We start from the raw sequence: 18,128 nt of genomic DNA on the forward strand, positions 1-18,128 counted from the left end.
AGAAACCTAGCGAGACGGTCAGGTCTGCGACACGGGGCTGATCACGAGCTCGTCGATGCGCACGTGGGCGGGGGAGTCGAGGACGAACTGGACCGCCCGGGCCACGTCGTCGGGCGAGAGCATCACCGCCCGGGCCTCGGCGTCCGGGACGTTCGGCCGGAGGCGCAGGAAGTCGGTGTCGACATCGCCGGGACAGAGGTGGCAGGCGCGGACGCCGTGACCGGCCTCCTGGGCGTTCAGCGTCTGGCACACGGCGGTGAGCGCCGTCTTGCTGGCCGAGTAGGCGACGCCGGCGCCGGGCGAGAAGCGCCAGCCGGAGTAGGAGGACACGACGACGACCTGCCCGCCGGCCGCGCGCAGGTCCGTCAGGGCGGCGTCGACGACGGTGACGACCCCGGTGAGGTTCGTCGCGACGACCTCGGCGAACACGTCGACGCTCTGGTCCGCCCACGTCCGGCGGGGGTTGTTCAGCCCGGCGGCGAGCACGAGGTCGTCGACGCCGCCCCACCGCTCGGCGATGTCGCGGCGCGCCTGCCCGACGGCCGCCGCGTCCGTGACCTCGAGCGGGACGACGAGCGCCTCGCCGCCCGCGTCGGCCACGAGCTGCGCGGTCTCCACCAGCGCGTCCTCGCGGCGGCCGCTCAGCGCCACCCGGCGCCCGGCCCGGCCCGCCGCGAGAGCGCTCGCCCGACCCATGCCGCTGCCGGCCCCGGTCACCCAGAGCACCCGGCCGCTCACGCCTGCCGCCCCTCGCCCGCGGCGGCCCGGTCCCGGCCGGGCGCGTCCGGGAGCTCGTACGCCTTCTGCGGCAGCTGCGTGGCGAGCTTGCCGCCGCTCACGTCGAGCAGCGTCCCGGTGACGTAGCGCGCGGCGTCGCTGGCCAGGAAGACGACGGCGTCGGCGACCTCCTGCGGGTCGCCCCACCGCCGCAGCGTCAGGGTGTCCAGGAGCCGGCCCTGCGTGGCGGCCGGCATGTCCGCGAAGCCGTTCATCGCCGTCGGGATCATCCCCGGCGCGTACGCGTTGGCCGTGATCCCCCACGGGCCGAGCTCGCCGGCCAGCGTGCGGGTGAGCTGGACGACGGCCGACTTGGACGCCGCGTACGCGCCGGCCCCGACGCTCGGCACGATCGCCGCGAAGGAGGCGGCGTTGACGATCCGGCCGGACCCCTGCGCCTTCATCGCGGGCGCCACGGCCCGGCACATCTTGAACACCCCGCCGACGTTGACGGCGAAGCAGCGGTCCCAGGCGTCGTCGTCGAGGTCCTCGATGCGGCCCTCGACGTTGATGCCGGCGTTGTTGACCAGCACGTCGATCCGCCCGAACCGGGCCACGACCTCGTCGGCGAGCGCCCGCGTGGCGGGCCCGTCGGTCACGTCGCAGGCCAGCCCGGCCCCGTCGAGCCCGGCGGCGGCCCGCGCGTCGTCCAGCCACGCAAGGCCGTCCGCGGTGACGTCGACGCCGACGACCACGGAGCGTTCGCGGACGAACGTCTCCGCGATCACCCGTCCGATGCCGCGCGCGGCGCCGGTCACGACGACCACGCGCCCGCTCAGGTCCAGCTCCATCTCAAGCCCCTTCCGTCCGTCCACCCCGTCGGGGCCATCGTGGCAGGGCCGAGCCGACGGCCACCGCGGTGAGTCCCGCCGGGAGCGTCCGGGCCATCCGCGCCATGGCCCGCAGCGTCCCCGCGGGGTCGCTGCGGTCCGAGAGGTAGGCGCGCTGCAGCGCGGCCGGGAGCGCGAAGAAGGCGGCGAAGAACCGCTCGACCCCGTCCGCGGGCAGCCGCAGCAGGGTGGTCAGGCCCATCTCGCGCAGCTGCTGCACCCGGCGCGCGGACGCCGGCCACAGCACGTCCCAGACGTCCTGGGCGTCCCCGCCCGCCGCGACGGCCCGCGCCACCTCGTCGGCCAGCCGCAGCGAGACGGCCACGCTGTAGCCGGTGGCCGGGTGCATCACGCCGGCCCGCGCGCCGAGGGCGACCGGCCGGCCGACGGGCGCACGCCGCGACGCCCGCGGGGTCTGGGGGTCGGCCTCAACGCTGAACCGGACCCGCTCGACGCGCTCGTCGCCGTGCAGGACCACGCCGCGCGCCGCGAGCCGGTGCTCCAGGCGCCGGCGCAGCTCGTCGAGCCCGAGCGCGGGGCGGCCCACGAGGCAGGTCTCCTCGAGCAGGGTGTGCCCGGCGTCCAGGGGGACGGCGTAGAGGAAGGACGGCACCGCGCCCGGCCCCGCCCCGTGGTCGCGCCGCCAGTCCATGAACCACGGTCCGCCAGCCGGCGCCGCGCGCTCGTGCGGCAGCACGAGCCCGTACGCGGTCTGCGCCGCCCGGTCGGCGCCGAGGCGGGTGCCGCGGGCGTCGAGCACCAGGTCGGCCGTGATCGCGGTCCCGTCGGCGAGGGTCACGCGGTGCGCGTCCGCCGCGGTCACGGAACCCGCCACGACGTCCACGCCCGTGAGGTGGAGGGCGTCCTGGAGCCCGGGGGTGTCGAGCACGACGTAGGTCCGGTCCAGCCGGTGCTCGCGCCCGGCCCAGGCCCGCGCGTGCGGTGTGCGGGTGGCGACGACTGCACGCGGCAACCAGCCCGGCAGCTCGTCCTCCCATGCCGCGTACGTCGGGGTCCAGCGCCGTTCCGGGTGCGGGTCGACCGCCGTCACGGTCACGCCGGCGGCCGCGAGACGGCTGGCGACCGCGCGGCCGGCGGGTCCGAGCCCGAGGACGGCGACGTGCCGGTCGGCGCTCACCGGTACACGTCGCTGCGCGGGCCGACGGTGACGACCTGGACGAGCACCCGCTCGTCGACGATCCGGTAGACGACGCGGTAGGAGCCGCGGCGGGCGGAGTGCAGCCCCGCGAGCTGACGCTCGAGCGGCGTGCCGACGCGGTGCGGGTCCTGCGTGAGGGGACCGTGGACGAAGGCCAGCACGGCGTCACGCACCTTCTCGGGCAACCGCTTCAGCGAACGTCGGGCGGCGGGGGAGATCTCGACCGACCAGCTCACTCGTGCTCGGCGGCCCGTTCGCGCACGGCGGCGTCGGGCGAGGCGAGCAGGTCGGCCCGGACGGCGGCCCGCGCGGCGTCGTACGCCTCCCGCCCCATCCGCGCCACCAGGCGACGCTCCGACTCCTCCGTGGAGAACGTGTGCGTGCCGTCGCAGATCTCGTCCTCCGCGTGGAAGAGCCCGTGCCTCGTGGTGATCCTGCTCTCCGCGAGGTCGACGAGCGCGTCCCGCTCGGACAGCAGGGCGAGCGTCTCCTCGAGCGACGCGAGGTCGTCGACCGACATGAGCACCGCGGCGGGGCGACCGTTCTTGGTCACCACCGTGCGCTCGTGCGTGGTCTCCGCGGAGGCCACCAGCTCGCTGAGCCGGTTCTTGGCGTCCGCCAGGCTCGTCGTCGTCATGGCCATGATTCTAGCCATGCCTACGGAAGACGGCGGCGGCCCGCGTCAGGGCCGGGTGATCTCGTCCGAGACCAGCACCTTGGTGGCGTGCTCCGCGTCGAGCGAGGTCAGCAGCGCGGTCGCGGCCTCGGCGACGGGGAAGGCGTGCGACACCATCTCGGCGAACGGCACCTCGTGGGCGTGGCGGGCCATCAGGGCCAGCGTGCCCGGGTAGGCCGCGAGGTCCTCCCCGCCCGTGCCCATCACCGTGAGGCTGCGCCCGCAGACCACCGCCGGGTTGAACGCCTCCGGACCCATGTCGACGAAGGCGCCGACCTCGACGATCGTGCCCGCGTCGCGGACCATGCCCAGGGCGGAGGCGAACGAGCCGGGGAAGCCGGTGGCGTTCACGACGAGGTCGGCGCCCTCGCCCTCGGTGAGCTCGCGGACCTCGGCGACCTCGTCGCCGGCGGCGAGCACCGTCTCGGCGTCGACGAGCCGGCGGGCCAGGGCGAGCCGCTTGGCCGACCGGTCGACGGCGATCACGCGGCCCGCGCCCATCAGGGCCGCCTTGACGAGGTGGGCCATGCCCAGCGACCCCACGCCGACGACGGCCACGGTGTCGCCGGGCAGGAAGCCGCCGGGCCGGCGTACGGCCGCCGCCCGCTCCAGGCTGTGGGTGACCGCGAAGATCTCGGTCAGCACGGCGACGTCGGAGGGCAGCGACTCCGGCACCCGGAACACGGCGGTCCGGGGGTGGAGGTAGAGGTGCTCGGCCCACCCGCCGAAGAGGTGCGGGGCCTCGACGGAGCTCATCGAGTTGCCGTAGTTCCGCAGGTTGCGGCACAGGTAGTAGGGGAAACCGCGCTGGCAGCTGCGGCAGTGCCCGCAGGCCACGTTGGGCGCCGGGACGACGCGGTCGCCGACCTGCAGCAGGCTCCCGTCGTACGCGCGGACGTCGCCGTCGCCCACCCCGTCGACGACCCCGACGTTCTCGTGGCCCTGGATGATCGGGAAGGGCGTGCTCCGCTCCATCGCGGTCCCGGCGTACTGGACGTTCTCGCCGCGGAAGGTGTGCTTGTCCGTGCCGCAGATGCCCGAGGCGATCATCCGCAGCAGCACGGCGCCGGGCTCGAGCCGGTCCGGCATCGGGTAGTCGCGGACCTCGATCCGACCGGGCGCGAGCAGGGTGGCGGCCTTGACCATGCCCGCACGCTAGACGGTCGCCGGACCGGGGCCGCCCGCGGCTGTGCGAGGGTGACGCCGACCGTCCGCGGGGCCGGTGGGACGGACCGGTGCGGGCACCGGTGGAGGGAGCCGGGCGGGTGCGCGGGCTGCTGCTGGTCGTCCTGGCCGGGGTGATCTGGGGGACGATCGGGCCCGGTGTGAGCCTGGTGCACGAGGCCTCGGGCCTCGGGCCGGTGGCCATCAGCGCCTACCGGGCGGCCGTCGCGGTCGTGGTCCTCGTCGCCGCGTTCCTCGTCACGGGCCGGGTGCGGCAGCGCTGGTCGGCGGCCCGCGGCCAGTGGCGCCGGGTCGGGGTGGTCGGGGTCCTGACCGCAGCGTTCCAGCTGCTGTTCTTCGTCGGCGTCGTCGCCACCGGCGTCAGCGTGGCGACCGTCGTCTGCCTCGGCTTCGCGCCGGTCCTGCTGCTGGTGCTCGACTGCGTCCGGCGCCGCCGCCTCCCGGCCCCGGCCAGCGCGGTCACCGTCGCGGCGGCCGTCGTCGGCCTGGTGCTGGTCAGCGTGGCGGGCGGCGCGGGCGACGTGGGTCCGCACCCGGGCCTGGGCGTGCTGGCCTCGCTCGCCTCGGGAGCGGCGTACGGGCTGTCGGCCGAGGTCTCGGGCACGCTGTCGCGCCGGCTCGACACGCTCACCATGACGACCGCGGTGATGGTGGTCGCGGCCGTCGTGCTCGTGCCCGGCGGGCTGCTGCTGACCCGGCTGCGCGGGGAGCAGGTCGGCACCACCGACGGTGCGTCCTGGTGGGGCATCGTCTACCTCGGCGTCGTGACGATGGCCGTGGCCTGGGCCGTGTTCTTCACGGGCCTGCGGAGCACGGCCAGCGGGGCCGCGATGATCGCGACGCTGGTCGAGCCCGTGACCGCCGTGCTGATCGCGGTCCTGCTGCTGGGCGAACGCCTGACCCCGGCCGGCGTGGCCGGCTGCGTCCTGATCCTGGCTGCGGTGGCCAGCCTGGGTCGCCGCCCTACGGAGCCGGCGCCGGCGCCGCAGTGACCCGCGCGGGCCGCGCGAGCACCAGCAGGCCGATCATGGACGCGGCCGCGCCGAGGACCATGATCACCGCCATCGGGACGGCCGTGCCCTCACCGCCCAGGCCGGCGAGCGGGGCGATCGTGCCCGCGGCGACCCACTGCACGAAGCCGAGCAGGGCCGAGCCCGTCCCGGGGTGCTCGGGCACCTCGGCGGCGGCGAGCGCGCCCCCGTTGGGCCCGATGAGACCCTGCGCGGCCATCAGCACGAAGAAGCAGACGAGCACGAGCGGCAGCGGGGTGCCGAACCACAGCGCGCCGACCAGCATGCCCACGCCGGCGAGCAGGGCTGCGACCTGCCCCACGAGGATCACCGGCCGCGTGGCGACGCGGCCGGCGAGCCGGGCGGCGACGAGGGCGGCCAGGGTCATGCCGCCGGCGTTGGCCGCGAAGTCGACCGAGTAGGCGACCGGGGAGAGCCCGTTCATGGACTGGAGCACGAAGGCCGAGGTCGCGACGTAAGCGAACAGAGCTCCCATCGCCGACCCGGCGACGACGAGGTAGCCGACGTAGCGGCGGTTCCGCAGGACCTCGCGCCCGGCGCTCACGAACGTCCGCAGCCCGCCGCCGTGGCGTCGACCGGGCGGCAGCGTCTCGGGGACGGCGACGAGCACGGCGACGGCCATCGCCACGCCGAGGGCGGCGACGACCCAGAAGGAGACGCGCCAGTCCGACAGCTGCAGGATGGCCGCGCCGAGCAGCGGTCCGAGGACCGGCGCGACCCCGCCGACCGCCGCGATGACGTTGAGCACGCGGACGAGCTGGGCGCCCCGGGCGAGGTCGATGATCACCGCGCGTCCGATGACCATGGCCCACCCGCCGGCGAAGCCCTGGACGAGCCGGGCGGCCATCATCACGCCGATGCCCGGGGTGAGCGCGCACACGACCGAGGCCACGCTCATCGCCACGACGGCCGCGACCAGCGGCCGCCGCCGGCCGCGCGCGTCCGAGACGGGCCCGCCGACGAGCTGCCCGAGGGCCATCCCGACGAAGAACGTGGTCAGCGTCAGCTGCACCTGGGTCGCGCCCGCGCCCAGGTCCCGGGCGACGCGGGGGAAGGCGGGGACGTACATGTCGGTGGCCAGGGGCGCGATCGCGGTGAGGAACACGACGGTCGCGACGACCGCCGCCCCGACCTGCTGACGCGCCGCGTCGGGTGTCGAGGTCGGTCGGGGGCTGGGGGAGCCGGCGCGCTCGGGCGCGGGGGCGTGCTGCTGCGTCATCGGGGTCCAGCCAACCCTGCGGCGGAGGGGTGAGGAAGTCACTGCCGAGAGGTGTACCGGCAGGGAGTCCCTCCCGGTCCGCGACCGCCCTACTGTCGGCGCATGGACAACCGGGCCGAGGTGCGCGAGTTCCTCACGTCGCGGCGGGCCAAGGTCAGCCCGCACCAGGCCGGGCTGCCCGAGGTCGGCGCACGCCGCGTCCCCGGGCTGCGCCGGGGCGAGGTGGCGATGCTCGCGGGCGTGAGCATCGAGTACTACTCCAAGCTCGAGCGCGGCGCGATCGCCGGCGCGTCGGCCTCGGTGCTCGACGCACTCGCCCGGGCCCTCCAGCTGGACGACGCCGAGCGGGGGCACCTCTTCGACCTCGCGCACGCGGCGGACGGCACCCTCGCCGGCCGACGACCGCGACGCCGGCCCGGGCGGACCTGGGCGCCGCCATCCGGCCTGCAGTGGGTCCTCGACCGGTTCACCGCGCCGGCGCTGGTCCGCAACGGCCGCATGGACCTGCTGGCGACCAACCACCTCGGTCGCGCGATGCACGAAGCGGTCTACAGCTCGCCGGCCGCGAACGCGAACGGGACGCCGAGCTTCGCCCGCTTCACCTTCCTCGACCTCGACGCGGCGCACGACTTCTACCCCGACTGGGAGGGCGCCGCCGACATCTGCGTGGCGATCCTGCACACCGAGGCCGGCCGTGACCCGCACGACAAGGACCTGCACGACCTCGTCGGCGTGCTGTCCACGCGCAGCCCCGCCTTCCGCCGCCGGTGGAGCGCGCAGGACGTGCGGACCCACGGCGCGGGGACCAAGACGTTCCGCCACCACGAGGTCGGCGAGCTGGTGCTGGCGTACGAGAGCGTCGACATGCTCTCGGCGCCGGGCTTCACTCTCACCCTGTACGCCGCCGAGCCCGGCTCGCCGACGGCCCACGCGCTCGACCTGCTGGCGTCGTGGGCGGCGACGCGTGAGGCCGACGAGACCGGCTTGCCCAGCGCATCGACAGCGGTCAATATAGACGGGTGACGATGTCCCAGCTCCTGCTCAGCCCTGTGGAGACGGTGGCCTGCTGCTCGCCGCTCTCACGCGAGCCCCTCAGCCAGCCGCAGGCGGAGCAGGTCGCGTCGCTGCTGAAGGCGCTGGCCGACCCGGTGCGGCTGCGGCTGCTGTCGCTGGTGGCGTCGCACGAGGGCGGGGAGGCGTGCGTCTGCGACCTCAACGACCGCTTCGACCTCTCGCAGCCCACCATCAGCCACCACCTCAAGGTGCTGCACGGCGTCGGCCTGCTCGACCGCGAGAAGCGCGGGACGTGGGTCTACTACCGCGCCCGACCCGAGGCGCTCGCCGACCTCGCCGCCCTGATCGCGCCCGTCGCCGGGACCCCCTCGGCGTCGGGTCGCTGCGCGTGAGCGCGCCGACGTCCGAGCTGGTCGCGGGGGAGCAGGAGACCCGCGCGCGGCTGTCCACCGTCGACCGGTTCCTGCCCGTGTGGATCCTGGCGGCGATGGCGCTCGGGCTGCTCCTGGGCCGGGTGGTTCCCGGGCTCGCCGGGGTCCTCGACGCGGTCAAGGTGGGTTCGGTGTCGTTGCCGATCGCCGTCGGGCTGCTCGTGATGATGTACCCGGTGCTGGCCAAGGTCCGCTACGCGGAGACCGGCCGGGTGGTGGCGGACCGGCGCCTGATGATCACGTCGCTGGTGATCAACTGGGTGTTCGCGCCGGCGTTCATGTTCGCCCTGGCCTGGCTCTTCCTGCCCGACCTGCCCGAGTACCGCACCGGGTTGATCATCGTCGGGCTGGCCCGCTGCATCGCCATGGTGCTGATCTGGAACGACCTGGCCTGCGGGGACCGCGAGGCCGCCGCCGTGCTCGTCGCGATCAACTCGGTGTTCCAGGTCGTGGCCTTCGGCGCGCTGGGCTGGTTCTACCTGCAGGTGCTGCCGGCCTGGCTGGGGCTGCCGACCACCTCGGCGGGCTTCTCCGTCTGGTCGATCACCGCGAGCGTGCTGGTGTTCCTCGGGATCCCGCTGGTGCTCGGCTTCCTGACCCGGACGCTCGGCGAGCGCCGTCTCGGGCGGGAGGCGTACGAGGAGCGGGTGCTGCCGAGGATTGGGCCCTGGGCGCTCTACGGGCTGCTGTTCACGATCGTGGTCCTGTTCGCGCTGCAGGGCCGGACCATCACCTCCGAGCCCGGCCACGTCGCCCGCATCGCGCTGCCGCTGCTCGTCTACTTCGCGGTCGTGTTCTCGGTCAGCCTGCTCGTCGGGCGCGCCCTCGGCCTCGGCTACCCGCGGGCCACCACGCTGGCGTTCACGGCGGCGGGCAACAACTTCGAGCTCGCCATCGCCGTCGCCATCGCGACCTTCGGGGTCACGTCGGGCCAGGCCCTCGCCGGGGTCGTCGGCCCTCTGATCGAGGTCCCCGCCCTCGTCGCCCTGGTCTACGTCGCGCTCTGGGCGCGCCGCCGCCTGTTCGCCCCGACCAACGCCCCGACCAATGCCCCGACCACCGCCGCGCCGCTGCCCGCGGCCCCCGACCGAGGAGCCCGCCCGTGAGCGCGTCCCCGAACGACCGTCCCAGCGTCCTGTTCGTCTGCGTCCACAACGCCGGGCGCTCGCAGATGGCCGCGGCCTTCCTGACGGCCCTGTCCGACGGCGCGGTCGAGGTGCGGTCCGCGGGCTCCGAGCCGGCCGACCAGGTCAACCCGGCCGCCGTGCAGGCGATGGCCGAGGTCGGCATCGACATCACCGCCGAGCGACCGAAGGTCCTCACCACCGAGGCCGTGGTCGCCTCCGACGTGGTCGTCACCATGGGCTGCGGCGACACCTGCCCCTTCTACCCGGGCAAGCGCTACGAGGACTGGGTCCTCGACGACCCCGCCGGGCAGGGCGTCGAGGCCGTCCGCCCGATCCGCGACGAGATCCGGCGACGGGTCGAGCAGCTCGTCGCCGAGCTCGTCCCGGCCTGACGGTCCCGACCAGCCCCGACCACCAACGTTCACCTGGGCCTGGGAGCGTCGCGCCCGTGGGTTCCGCCGTACCGCCCGTCGCCCCCGCGCTGCGGCGGGAGCTGGGGCTGCGCGACGCCGTGGTGGTCGGGCTGGGCGCCATGCTCGGCGCCGGCGTCTTCGCCGCGTTCGGTCCCGCTGCCTCGGCCGCCGGCACAGGCTTGCTCCTCGCCCTGGCCGTCGCAGCCGTCGTCGCGTACGCCAACGCCACCTCGAGCGCCGAGCTGGCGGCGGTCCACCCGCTCGCAGGCGGCACGTACGTCTACGGCCGCCGCCAGCTCGGTCCGGTGTGGGGCTTCGTCGCCGGGTGGGGCTTCGTGGTCGGGAAGACCGCGAGCTGCGCGGCGATGGCCCTCACCGCCGGGGCGTACGCCTGGCCGGCGCACCCGCGGGTCGCCGCCGTGGTCGCCGCGCTGGTCCTGACCGCGGTGAACTACCGCGGCGTCGCCAAGACCGCGGCGCTGACCCGCGTGCTCGTCGGCGTCACGCTGCTCGTGCTGGCGGTCGTCCTCGTGGCCTCCTTCGGCGGCGGCGCCACCGACCCTGCCCGCCTCGCGCCGCTCGGCGGGACCGGGCCGTACGGCGTCCTCCAGGCGGCCGGGCTGCTGTTCTTCGCCTTCGCCGGCTACGCCCGGATCGCCACGCTCGGCGAGGAGGTCCGCGACCCGGCCCGGACGATCCGCCGCGCCGTCCCGCTGGCCCTGGGGGTCGTCGTCGTCACGTACGCGCTCGTCGGCGTGGCGCTGCTGCTCGTCCTCGGCGCGGCCGGCACCGCCGCCAGCCCGGCCCCGCTGCGTGACGCGGTCGCGGCCGGCCGGTTCGACGCGCTCGCGCCGCTGGTCCGCGTGGGCGCCGTGGCCGCGAGCCTCGGCGTCCTGCTCAGCGCGATGGCGGGTGTCGGCCGGACCACGCTGGCCATGGCCCGCGACGCCGAGCTCCCGCGCTTCCTCGCCGCCGTGCACCCGCGGTTCGCGGTGCCGCACCGGGCCGAGCTCGTCCTCGGCGGCGTCGTGGTGCTCCTCGTCTGCGTCACCGACCTGCGCGGCGCGATCGGCTTCTCCAGCACGGGCGTGCTGGTCTACTACGCGATCGCCAACGCCAGCGCGTGGACGCTGCCGGGCCGCGCGCGTCGGTGGCGTCGCCCGCTCGCCGCGCTGGGGTTCGTCGGCTGCCTCGTCCTGGTCGCGTCCCTGCCGACGGGCAGCGTGCTCGTCGGCCTCGGCGTGCTGGTCGTCGGGGTCGTCGTCCGCGCCGTCCTGCGGCGTCCGGCATCCGGAGGTGCCTCGCGTCCGCCGTTAGGTTGAGGTGGTGCGTGCTGGAGAGATCGCGGAGGAGTACCCCGTCGTGGGTGTCGACCACCCGGCGCTGGAGGCGGTGGGGCTGATGTCGTCGCGACGGCTGCCCGGGCTGGTGGTGACCGAGGCCGACGGGCGGCCGAAGGCGGTGCTGGCCGCGTCGCAGGTCGTGCAGTACATCGTGCCCGACTACATCCAGCGCGACCCCTCGCTGGCCGGCGTGCTGGGGGAGAAGGCGGCCGACAAGATCGCCCAGCGCCTCCGGACCGCGAAGGTCGGCGACCTGCTGCCCGAGCACCCGCAGGAGCTCCCGGTGCTGCAGGTGGACGACACCGTGCTGGAGCTGGCGGCCGTCATGGCGCGCCTGCGCAGCCCGCTCTGCGCGGTGGTCGACCAGGGCCGGATCGTGGGCGTGGTCACCGCCTCCCACCTGCTCGAGCTGATCTGCGCGCCCCTCACCTGATGATGTGGGTCGCGGTCGTCGTCTTCGTCGTCGTCTACGGGCTGATCGCCTCCGAGAAGGTCAACCGGGTCGTCGCGGCGCTCGCGGGTGCCGGGATCGTCCTCGCCGTCGGGATCGTCGCGCCGGAGGACGCCTTCTTCTCCGAGGAGACGGGGATCGACTGGAACGTCGTCTTCCTGCTCTTCGGGATGATGGTGATCGTCGGCGTCCTGCGGCAGACCGGGGTGTTCGAGTACGTCGCGATCTGGGCGGCCAAGCGCGCCCGCGGCCGGCCGTTCCGCGTCATGGCCCTGCTCTGCGTGATCACGGCGGTCGCGTCGGCGGCGCTCGACAACGTCACCACCGTGCTGCTCATCGCCCCCGTGACCCTGCTGGTGTGCGACCGGATCGGCGTGCGGCCGGTGCCCTTCCTCATCGCCGAGGCCCTGGCCTCGAACATCGGCGGCACGTCGACCCTCATCGGCGACCCGCCCAACCTCATCGTCGCGAGCCGGGCCGGCTTCACCTTCAACGACTTCCTGGTCAACCTGGCGCCGATCGTCGTCGTGATGCTGGTGGCCTTCGTCCTCCTCTGCCGGGTGCTCTTCCGACGGGACTTCGAGGCCGACCCCGAGCAGGTCGCCGAGGTGATGGAGCTGACCGAGCGCGAGGCGATCCGTGACGGGCGCCTCCTGCGGCGCAGCCTGGTCGTGCTGGCGGCCGTGCTGGCCGCCTTCAGCCTGCACCCGGTGCTGCACCTCGAGCCGTCCGTCGTCGCGCTGCTGGGTGCGGGGGTCCTCGTGGCCGTCAGCGGCCTCAGCCCGGAGACCTACCTCGCCGACATCGAGTGGGAGACGCTGCTCTTCTTCGCCGGGCTCTTCATCCTGGTTGGGTCCCTGGTCAAGACCGGAGCCGTGGACCACCTGGCGTCCGGGCTCGCGACGGCGATCGGCGACAGCCCGGTGCGCGGGATGATGCTGCTGCTGTGGGGATCGGCCGTCCTGTCGGCGGCGGTCGACAACATCCCGTACGTGGCCACGATGGCGCCGGTCGTCCAGCAGCTCACCGCGGAGGGACCGCTGGCCGGGCACGAGGGGCTGTGGTGGTCGCTGCTGCTCGGCGCCGACCTCGGCGGCAACGCGACGGCGATCGGCGCCAGCGCCAACGTGGTGATCACGGGCATCGCCAAGCGCAACGGCCACCCGATCTCGTTCTGGGAGTTCACGAAGTACGGCTCGGTGGTCGCGGCGGTGACGCTGGCGATCGCCACGCCGTACGTCCTGCTGCGCTACTGAGCGGCGCCGGGCCCTGCGGCGAGCGCCTCGCGCACGTCCCGGCCCAGCCCCGCCATCCGGGCGGACTCCACATCGTCGAGGTCCTGGCGGGCCACGGTGGCGTCGAGCCGCCGCAGCTGGTCCGCGACCGCCGCGCGGTCCTGGTCGTCCACGTGCACCGCGAGGTCGGCGAGGAGGCCGTAGAGACGGGCCAGGACCTGGGGGTCCGACGCCCCGTACGCCCGCGGCTGCGCGACCACCAGCTCCAGCAGGTCGGCCAGCGTGGGCCGGTCCAGCACGACGCGCGGACGGTCCTGGTCGTCGGCGAGGACGAGCGGCCCGAGCCGGTAGGCCGACGCGGCGGCCAGGAGGGCCGAGGCCTGACCGAGGCCGTGGACCGCCGTCGTCGGGTCGTTGACGCCGGGGGAGAGCGCCTTGTTCACGATGTCGGTCACCTGGCGGAAGCCGTAGCCGACGTCCTGCGCGCCGGTCCGTTCCGCGCCGAGCCGCACCGACCTGGCCACGGCCTGCCGGAGCCGGTCGAGAGCCTCCCCGCCCAGCGGGCCGTCGTCCGACGACCAGGCGCGCCCGAGCACCGTCCCCTCCACGACGAACGAGCCCGGCCGACGTCCGACCAGCACGCACGCGTCGGCCTCGACCGCGGCCCGGAGCAGCCGGTCCTGGTCGACCGCGGTGAGGAAGCCCGACCCGGACGCTCGGAGCACCGACGCCGACGGGGGAGGGGCGGGCACGGCGTACGTCGGGTCGGAGGCGTCGCGGCGGACGAGGTTGGTGCCCAGCGTGGAGGCCGCGTCCTCCCGCACCCGCAGCAGCATCGTCTCGACCCGGATCTGACGGGTGAGGTGCGCGAGGAAGAGCACGAGCGCGACCACGCTCGCCAGCGCCAGCACGAACGCCAGCGTGACGGCGAGGCGGGGGACGAAGGCCGTCCCGCCCTCGTCCGGCGAGCGGACCGAGCGCAGCACGGTGAGCGCGAAGGTGAACGTGGCCAGGAAGATCCCCAGCGTCACCTGGACGAACAGGTCCTGGGTGAAGGTGCGGAGCAGCCTCGGCGAGAACTGGCTGCTGGCGAGCTGCAGCGTCACCACGGTCAACGAGAACGTCAGCGACGTGACCGTGATCAGCGAGCTCGCGACCGCGTCGAGGACGGTCCGCGCGGCACCCGGGTCGCCGTTGAAGACGACGGTGTCCAGCACGGCGGGCAGGTGCTGGTCGACGCGCAGGTCGAGCAGCGGCACCAGGATCCCGAGCACCACGGCCAGCACGATCGCGAGGGTCGGCAGCGGCCACAGCTGGTTGCGCACGCCGTCCTGGACCCAGCGGACGGCACGGAGCAGCGACGGGGTCATGAGGGGCGGGCCTCCGGCCTGGTCGTCGCACGCGGCAGCCGGTCGGACCCGCCCGGATGCTACGGCAGGTGCGGGGTGGACGGCCCGGGCCGCCGCGCCGACGCCGGCTCTTCGGGGAAACCGTCAGGAGACGAGCCAGCCGAGGGTGTCCAGGGTGGGCGGGGGCGGTCCGGCTCCGTCGAGGAGGTCGAGGACCGGGTTCAGGCGGAGCTCCTCGTGACGGAAGTGGGTGTCCAGGGAGGCGGCCAGCCTCTCGACCCGTCCGCCGAGCTCACCGGCCGAGGCCCTGCTCTCGCACGCCTGGCGAAGGTCCTCGACCAGCCCGGCGACGAGGGCGTGGTCCTGCCGCAGGGCGTGCAGGGCGGGACCGAGCTCCGGTCGACGCGCCGCCAGCACCGGGAAGAGGGACTGGTCCTGGCCGCGCTGGTGCTCGACGACCGCGCGGCAGAGACCCTGGCACAGGACGACCCCGTCCGGAACGGACCGGTCCTGTCCGCCCCCGAGGGCGTGGCGCGTCACGTCGAGCGCCTCGCGGAGCCGCTCGTGCGCCTGGTCGAGCTCCCGGTGCCCGTTCGCGGTCGCCGCCACGTCAGCGGGTCCGGCGGTCGGACGCCTCCGCTTCGCGCGCCTCGGTCGGGTCCGTCTCCGTCCTGTCCGTCTCCGGCCGGCCCGTGCCCGGCTCCGGACCACCGGCCGACAGCGCACCGATCGGCGGGAGCCCGATGTGGTGGGCCTCGTGCCGCTTGCGGGACCGGGCCGTCGCGGTGATCGCGACCAGTGCGACCACGACCACCACCACCACGATCAAGACGATCAGCCATGTGCTCATCTGTGCACCGTCCTTCCAGCGTCTCGGCGTCGGGAGGACCCCGGCGCCGCGGTACGCCTTCCACGGTTACGCAACGATTGCGCTCAGGCAATGGTTGCGGTTCGCCGTTATCCAGACGTTACCGACGCCGTCCGTGCTCGACCGACGGCTACGGCAGGTGGTCGTGCGGAGCCTGCAGGACGTCCTCGGCGGCGGCGGTGAAGGCCGCCAAGGCGTCGGTCACGGCGGACCGCTGGGCGTCCGTCATCCGGTCCAGGACCTGGAGCAGCACCGTGCGCCGGTGCCCGGTGACCGCGTCCAGGAGGCGCGTGCCCGCCTCCGTGATCGTGAGCTGGACCTGCCGGCGATCGCCGGGTGCGTCCCGCCGCGACAGCAGGCCGACCTGCACCAGCCGGTCGCAGATCCGGCTGGCATTCGAGATGTGCACCCCGAGGGCGGCCGCCACCTGACGGTTGTTCAGGGCGCCCGCGCCGGAGGCCAGGGTGAGCACCCGGAGCTGGGGGAGGGTCACGCTGTCCCCGGCCTGCGCCATCGACTCCGCGGTGATCGCCGAGAAGGTGCGCGCGGCGCGGAGGGCGACCTCGACGTCTGCCGCGGTCCGCCCGTCCTCGAGGGGCACGCCTGCGTCGGGCACGGGTGGATGCTAACCAGGCGGGTGCGGTTCGGCAACCGATGCGTTGCGCCAGCGCAAGGGTTCCGTTAGCCTCGGCCCTCGTGCCGAGACAGCCGGGTGGCCACGACCCTCACCGTGAGCCGGCGTGCTGACCGCCCTGGGCTGGGGAGCGGTCGCGGCCCTCTCGCTGACCATCGGTGCGGTGCTGGCCCTGGTGCGCCGGTGGCGGACCGGGCTGCTCGGCGCCGTGCTGGCGTTCGGGGCCGGCGCGCTCATCTCGAGCGTCGCGTTCGAGCTCGCGCAGGAGGGGCTGCGCCTCGGCGGACCCTGGTCGGTGGCCGCGGGTCTGGTGGTGGGCGCGCTGAGCTACTTCCTCGCCGACCGACTCGTCCAGCGGGTGGGCGGTCGCCAGGGTGGTGGCGCCGGCGGGCTCCCGCTCGCGGTCGGCGCGCTGCTGGACGGCATCCCGGAGCAGGCGGTCCTGGGGATCGGGCTGGCGACGGGCCAGGGCGTGAGCGTGGCGCTGCTGGTCGCCATCTTCGTCTCCAACCTCCCCGAGTCCATCGGCTCGGCCAGCGACATGCGGGCCTCGGGGAAGTCGAGGCGGCTGGTCCTGGGCCTGTGGCTGGCCGTGACCGTCGTCTGCGCGCTGGCGACGGTCGGCGGCTACGCGCTGGCGGATGCGGCCGGCGGGAGCCTGAAGGCCGCGATCGACGGCTTCGCCGCGGGAGCGCTGCTCGTCATGCTCGTCGACTCCATGGTCCCGGAGGCCAAGCGGAAGGCTGGCAACCGGGCGGGGCTCGTGACCGTGCTGGGGTTCGCGGTCGCGGCCGCGCTGTCCAACCTGACCTGAGACCGGTAGCGGCCCGTACTTCTTGGGCGACGCCGTCGTACGCCTCAGGCGCCGCGGGCCGGCTCGTCCTCGTAGTAGTCCGGGGTCCCGTCGGCGTCGGAGTCCCGCTCCTCCTCCGCGCACAGCCGGCGGTAGGTGCGGTTGCGCAGGCGGAGGATCACGGCGGCGACCACGGCCGCCAGCAAGGAGCCCACGAGGACGCCGACCTTGACGTGGTCGTCGCGCTCGCTGCCGCTGCCGTACGCGAGCTCGCCGATGAGCAGCGAGACGGTGAAGCCGATGCCCGCCAGCACCGCGACCCCCAGCACGTCGACCCAGCGCAGGTCCTCGTCGAGGCTGGCGCGGGTGAACCGTGCCATGAGGTAGGTCGCCCCGAAGACGCCGATCGTCTTGCCGCCCACGAGGCCGACGACGATGCCGAGGGCGACCGGGCTGGTGAGGGCGTCCGTGAGCCCGCTGAACCCGCCGACGGTGACCCCGGCGGCGAAGAACGCGAAGACGGGGACCGCGAAGCCGCTCGAGAGGGGCCTGACCCGGTGCTCGAGGTGCTCGGCCATGCCGGGCCCGGCGTCCGGACCTCCGGCGGCCTGGCTGCGGATCACCGGGACCGTGAAGGCGAGCAGCACCCCGGCCACGGTGGCGTGGACCCCGGAGGCGTGCACGAGGCCCCACGTGGCCACGGCCAGCGGGACGAGCAGCCACCACGAGCGCACCCGGCGCTGCACCAGGAAGCCGAACGCGGCGAGCGGCAGGAGCGCCAGCGCGAGGAAGGGCAGGTGCAGCTCGCGGGTGTAGAAGAGCGCGATGATCGTGATGGCCAGGAGGTCGTCGACCACGGCCAGGGTGAGCAGGAACGTCCGCAGCCCGCTCGGCAGGTGGGTGCTGACCACGGCCAGCACGGCGAGGGCGAAGGCGATGTCGGTGGCCGTGGGGATCGCCCAGCCCTGCAGCGCCTCGCTGCCGCCGCCGAGGTTCACCAGCACGAAGAGCAGCGCCGGCACCGCCATGCCGCCAACGGCGGCGACCACGGGCAGCGCGGCGCGGCGGGGGTCCCGCAGGTCGCCCGCGACGAACTCGCGCTTGAGCTCCAGCCCGGCGACGAAGAAGAAGATCGCCAGGAGCCCGTCAGCCGCCCAGGCGCCGAGGCTCAGGTCGAGGTGCAGGGCGTGCGGGCCGACGGTCAGGTCACGCAGGCGCGCGTACGCGCCGCTCCAGGGCGAGTTCGCCCAGACGAGCGCGAGGACGGTCGCGCCGAGCAGCAGCGCGCCGCCGACGGTCTCGCGGCGCAGGAGCTCGGTGATCCGGGCGGTCTCGGGCCAGGAGCCGCGCGGGAAGACGGAGCGCGGCGGGGTGGTGGTGGCGGTCACAAGGTCCTCAGGGGTCGTCGTCGTCGTCGCCGACCAGACTTCCCGGCACACCGCGGACCACTCTATCGGTCCGACGCCCTTGCGCGGACCTGGCGAAACCAACCCTCACGGAAGGGTAGGGTTCACCGCGTGCGGCCTCGACGGCCACCGACGGGCCTCGTGCCCGTCCCGCGTCACCTCACCTTCCCGGGCAGCGTCGTCCGGA

21 protein-coding genes are annotated in these 18,128 nt (G+C 74.7%); 9 read left to right on the forward strand and 12 right to left on the reverse strand.

The genetic code is table 11. The features are described 5' to 3' along the window. Positions 1-18 precede the first annotated feature (18 nt). From ABD665_RS01035 to ABD665_RS01060, 6 genes are read right to left on the reverse strand one after another with little or no spacing between them, the layout of a single operon-like run. On the reverse strand, positions 19-738 hold the full coding sequence (locus ABD665_RS01035) for an SDR family NAD(P)-dependent oxidoreductase (protein ID WP_204912639.1): 720 nt from the start codon (positions 736-738) through the stop codon (positions 19-21). Further along, entirely contained in the window at positions 735-1,568 is an 834-nt protein-coding gene (locus ABD665_RS01040) for a glucose 1-dehydrogenase (protein WP_204912638.1), read from the reverse strand. Before ABD665_RS01040 ends, ABD665_RS01035 begins: the two co-directional genes overlap by 4 nt. Position 1,569: 1 nt before the next feature. Further along, entirely contained in the window at positions 1,570-2,745 is a 1,176-nt protein-coding gene (locus ABD665_RS01045; protein ID WP_204912637.1) for a lycopene cyclase family protein, read from the reverse strand. Next, a complete protein-coding gene (locus ABD665_RS01050) occupies positions 2,742-3,002 on the reverse strand; it encodes a type II toxin-antitoxin system RelE/ParE family toxin (protein WP_204912636.1) in 261 nt (86 codons plus the stop codon). Before ABD665_RS01050 ends, ABD665_RS01045 begins: the two co-directional genes overlap by 4 nt. Continuing rightward, the gene (locus ABD665_RS01055) at positions 2,999-3,403 is read right to left on the reverse strand and encodes a type II toxin-antitoxin system prevent-host-death family antitoxin (RefSeq protein WP_204912635.1); all 405 of its coding nucleotides are present in this window, start codon (positions 3,401-3,403) and stop codon (positions 2,999-3,001) included. Before ABD665_RS01055 ends, ABD665_RS01050 begins: the two co-directional genes overlap by 4 nt. A 45-nt stretch (positions 3,404-3,448) precedes the next feature. Continuing rightward, entirely contained in the window at positions 3,449-4,588 is a 1,140-nt protein-coding gene (locus ABD665_RS01060; protein WP_204912634.1) for a zinc-binding dehydrogenase, read from the reverse strand. 89 nt (positions 4,589-4,677) lie between these two features. Here ABD665_RS01060 and ABD665_RS01065 point away from each other — a divergent pair, with 89 nt between their 5' ends. After that, entirely contained in the window at positions 4,678-5,619 is a 942-nt protein-coding gene (locus ABD665_RS01065) for an EamA family transporter (RefSeq protein WP_204912633.1), read from the forward strand. Here the strand turns inward: ABD665_RS01065 and ABD665_RS01070 are convergent. Beyond that, positions 5,591-6,877 (reverse strand): Bcr/CflA family efflux MFS transporter, encoded by a 1,287-nt coding sequence (locus ABD665_RS01070; protein ID WP_204912632.1) that lies wholly within the window; start codon positions 6,875-6,877, stop codon positions 5,591-5,593. The genes ABD665_RS01065 and ABD665_RS01070 overlap by 29 nt on opposite strands. Positions 6,878-6,979: 102 nt before the next feature. Between ABD665_RS01070 and ABD665_RS01075 the strand changes: the two genes are divergently transcribed. The 7 genes from ABD665_RS01075 to ABD665_RS01105 are packed head-to-tail and all read left to right on the forward strand — an operon-like array spanning position 6,980 to position 12,912. Then, positions 6,980-7,900 carry an MmyB family transcriptional regulator gene (locus tag ABD665_RS01075; RefSeq protein WP_204912631.1) on the forward strand — a complete coding sequence of 307 codons (921 nt, stop codon included), beginning with the start codon at positions 6,980-6,982 and terminating at the stop codon, positions 7,898-7,900. Positions 7,901-7,902: 2 nt separating this feature from the next. Next, a complete protein-coding gene (locus ABD665_RS01080) occupies positions 7,903-8,283 on the forward strand; it encodes a metalloregulator ArsR/SmtB family transcription factor (protein ID WP_204912630.1) in 381 nt (126 codons plus the stop codon). Then, the gene (arsB, locus tag ABD665_RS01085; protein WP_344740757.1) at positions 8,280-9,428 is read left to right on the forward strand and encodes an ACR3 family arsenite efflux transporter; all 1,149 of its coding nucleotides are present in this window, start codon (positions 8,280-8,282) and stop codon (positions 9,426-9,428) included. Before ABD665_RS01080 ends, arsB begins: the two co-directional genes overlap by 4 nt. Continuing rightward, positions 9,425-9,841, forward strand: coding sequence for an arsenate reductase ArsC (locus ABD665_RS01090; RefSeq protein ID WP_344740759.1), 417 nt, complete (start codon positions 9,425-9,427; stop codon positions 9,839-9,841). The genes arsB and ABD665_RS01090 overlap by 4 nt, the downstream gene beginning before the upstream one ends. A gap of 56 nt (positions 9,842-9,897) precedes the next feature. Further along, positions 9,898-11,184 (forward strand): APC family permease, encoded by a 1,287-nt coding sequence (locus tag ABD665_RS01095; RefSeq protein ID WP_344740761.1) that lies wholly within the window; start codon positions 9,898-9,900, stop codon positions 11,182-11,184. Between the two features lie 4 nt (positions 11,185-11,188). Further along, positions 11,189-11,638, forward strand: a complete 450-nt coding sequence (locus ABD665_RS01100) for a CBS domain-containing protein (RefSeq protein ID WP_204912629.1) — start codon at positions 11,189-11,191, stop codon at positions 11,636-11,638. Then, on the forward strand, positions 11,638-12,912 hold the full coding sequence (locus tag ABD665_RS01105) for an ArsB/NhaD family transporter (RefSeq protein ID WP_344740765.1): 1,275 nt from the start codon (positions 11,638-11,640) through the stop codon (positions 12,910-12,912). The genes ABD665_RS01100 and ABD665_RS01105 overlap by 1 nt, the downstream gene beginning before the upstream one ends. Here the strand turns inward: ABD665_RS01105 and ABD665_RS01110 are convergent. The 4 genes from ABD665_RS01110 to ABD665_RS01125 all read right to left on the reverse strand — a co-directional run bounded on the left by ABD665_RS01110 (position 12,906) and on the right by ABD665_RS01125 (position 15,724). After that, positions 12,906-14,261, reverse strand: coding sequence for a DUF2254 family protein (locus tag ABD665_RS01110; RefSeq protein WP_204912628.1), 1,356 nt, complete (start codon positions 14,259-14,261; stop codon positions 12,906-12,908). The genes ABD665_RS01105 and ABD665_RS01110 overlap by 7 nt on opposite strands. Positions 14,262-14,384: 123 nt before the next feature. Further along, positions 14,385-14,849, reverse strand: a complete 465-nt coding sequence (locus tag ABD665_RS01115) for a hemerythrin domain-containing protein (RefSeq protein WP_204912627.1) — start codon at positions 14,847-14,849, stop codon at positions 14,385-14,387. A 1-nt stretch (position 14,850) separates the two neighbouring features. Next, complete coding sequence (locus tag ABD665_RS01120; protein WP_204912626.1) at positions 14,851-15,090, reverse strand: hypothetical protein; 240 nt, start codon at positions 15,088-15,090, stop codon at positions 14,851-14,853. Positions 15,091-15,238: 148 nt separating this feature from the next. Further along, the gene (locus tag ABD665_RS01125; RefSeq protein ID WP_204912625.1) at positions 15,239-15,724 is read right to left on the reverse strand and encodes a MarR family transcriptional regulator; all 486 of its coding nucleotides are present in this window, start codon (positions 15,722-15,724) and stop codon (positions 15,239-15,241) included. Between the two features lie 124 nt (positions 15,725-15,848). On the opposite strand from ABD665_RS01125, the gene ABD665_RS01130 reads away from it, so the two are divergent. Beyond that, the gene (locus tag ABD665_RS01130) at positions 15,849-16,556 is read left to right on the forward strand and encodes a ZIP family metal transporter (RefSeq protein ID WP_204912624.1); all 708 of its coding nucleotides are present in this window, start codon (positions 15,849-15,851) and stop codon (positions 16,554-16,556) included. Between the two features lie 44 nt (positions 16,557-16,600). Here ABD665_RS01130 and nhaA read toward each other — a convergent pair whose 3' ends face one another. Beyond that, entirely contained in the window at positions 16,601-17,923 is a 1,323-nt protein-coding gene (nhaA, locus tag ABD665_RS01135) for a Na+/H+ antiporter NhaA (RefSeq protein WP_204912623.1), read from the reverse strand. Positions 17,924-18,128: the final 205 nt, after the last annotated feature.

Origin of the sequence: Microlunatus spumicola (assembly GCF_039536445.1) — a bacterium.
Classification (GTDB): domain Bacteria; phylum Actinomycetota; class Actinomycetes; order Propionibacteriales; family Propionibacteriaceae; genus Microlunatus; species Microlunatus spumicola.

What these genes read in the sequence shown, in the direction of transcription:
- ABD665_RS01110 (WP_204912628.1), bottom strand. Translation starts at nt 14,261, where the DNA reads ATGACCCCGTCGCTGCTCCGTGCCGTCCGCTGGGTCCAGGACGGCGTG.
- ABD665_RS01120 (WP_204912626.1), bottom strand. Translation starts at nt 15,090, where the DNA reads ATGAGCACATGGCTGATCGTCTTGATCGTGGTGGTGGTGGTCGTGGTC.
- ABD665_RS01105 (WP_344740765.1), top strand. Translation starts at nt 11,638, where the DNA reads ATGATGTGGGTCGCGGTCGTCGTCTTCGTCGTCGTCTACGGGCTGATC.
- ABD665_RS01040 (WP_204912638.1), bottom strand. Translation starts at nt 1,568, where the DNA reads ATGGAGCTGGACCTGAGCGGGCGCGTGGTCGTCGTGACCGGCGCCGCG.
- ABD665_RS01075 (WP_204912631.1), top strand. Translation starts at nt 6,980, where the DNA reads ATGGACAACCGGGCCGAGGTGCGCGAGTTCCTCACGTCGCGGCGGGCC.
- ABD665_RS01055 (WP_204912635.1), bottom strand. Translation starts at nt 3,403, where the DNA reads ATGACGACGACGAGCCTGGCGGACGCCAAGAACCGGCTCAGCGAGCTG.
- ABD665_RS01080 (WP_204912630.1), top strand. Translation starts at nt 7,903, where the DNA reads ATGTCCCAGCTCCTGCTCAGCCCTGTGGAGACGGTGGCCTGCTGCTCG.
- ABD665_RS01070 (WP_204912632.1), bottom strand. Translation starts at nt 6,877, where the DNA reads ATGACGCAGCAGCACGCCCCCGCGCCCGAGCGCGCCGGCTCCCCCAGC.
- ABD665_RS01060 (WP_204912634.1), bottom strand. Translation starts at nt 4,588, where the DNA reads ATGGTCAAGGCCGCCACCCTGCTCGCGCCCGGTCGGATCGAGGTCCGC.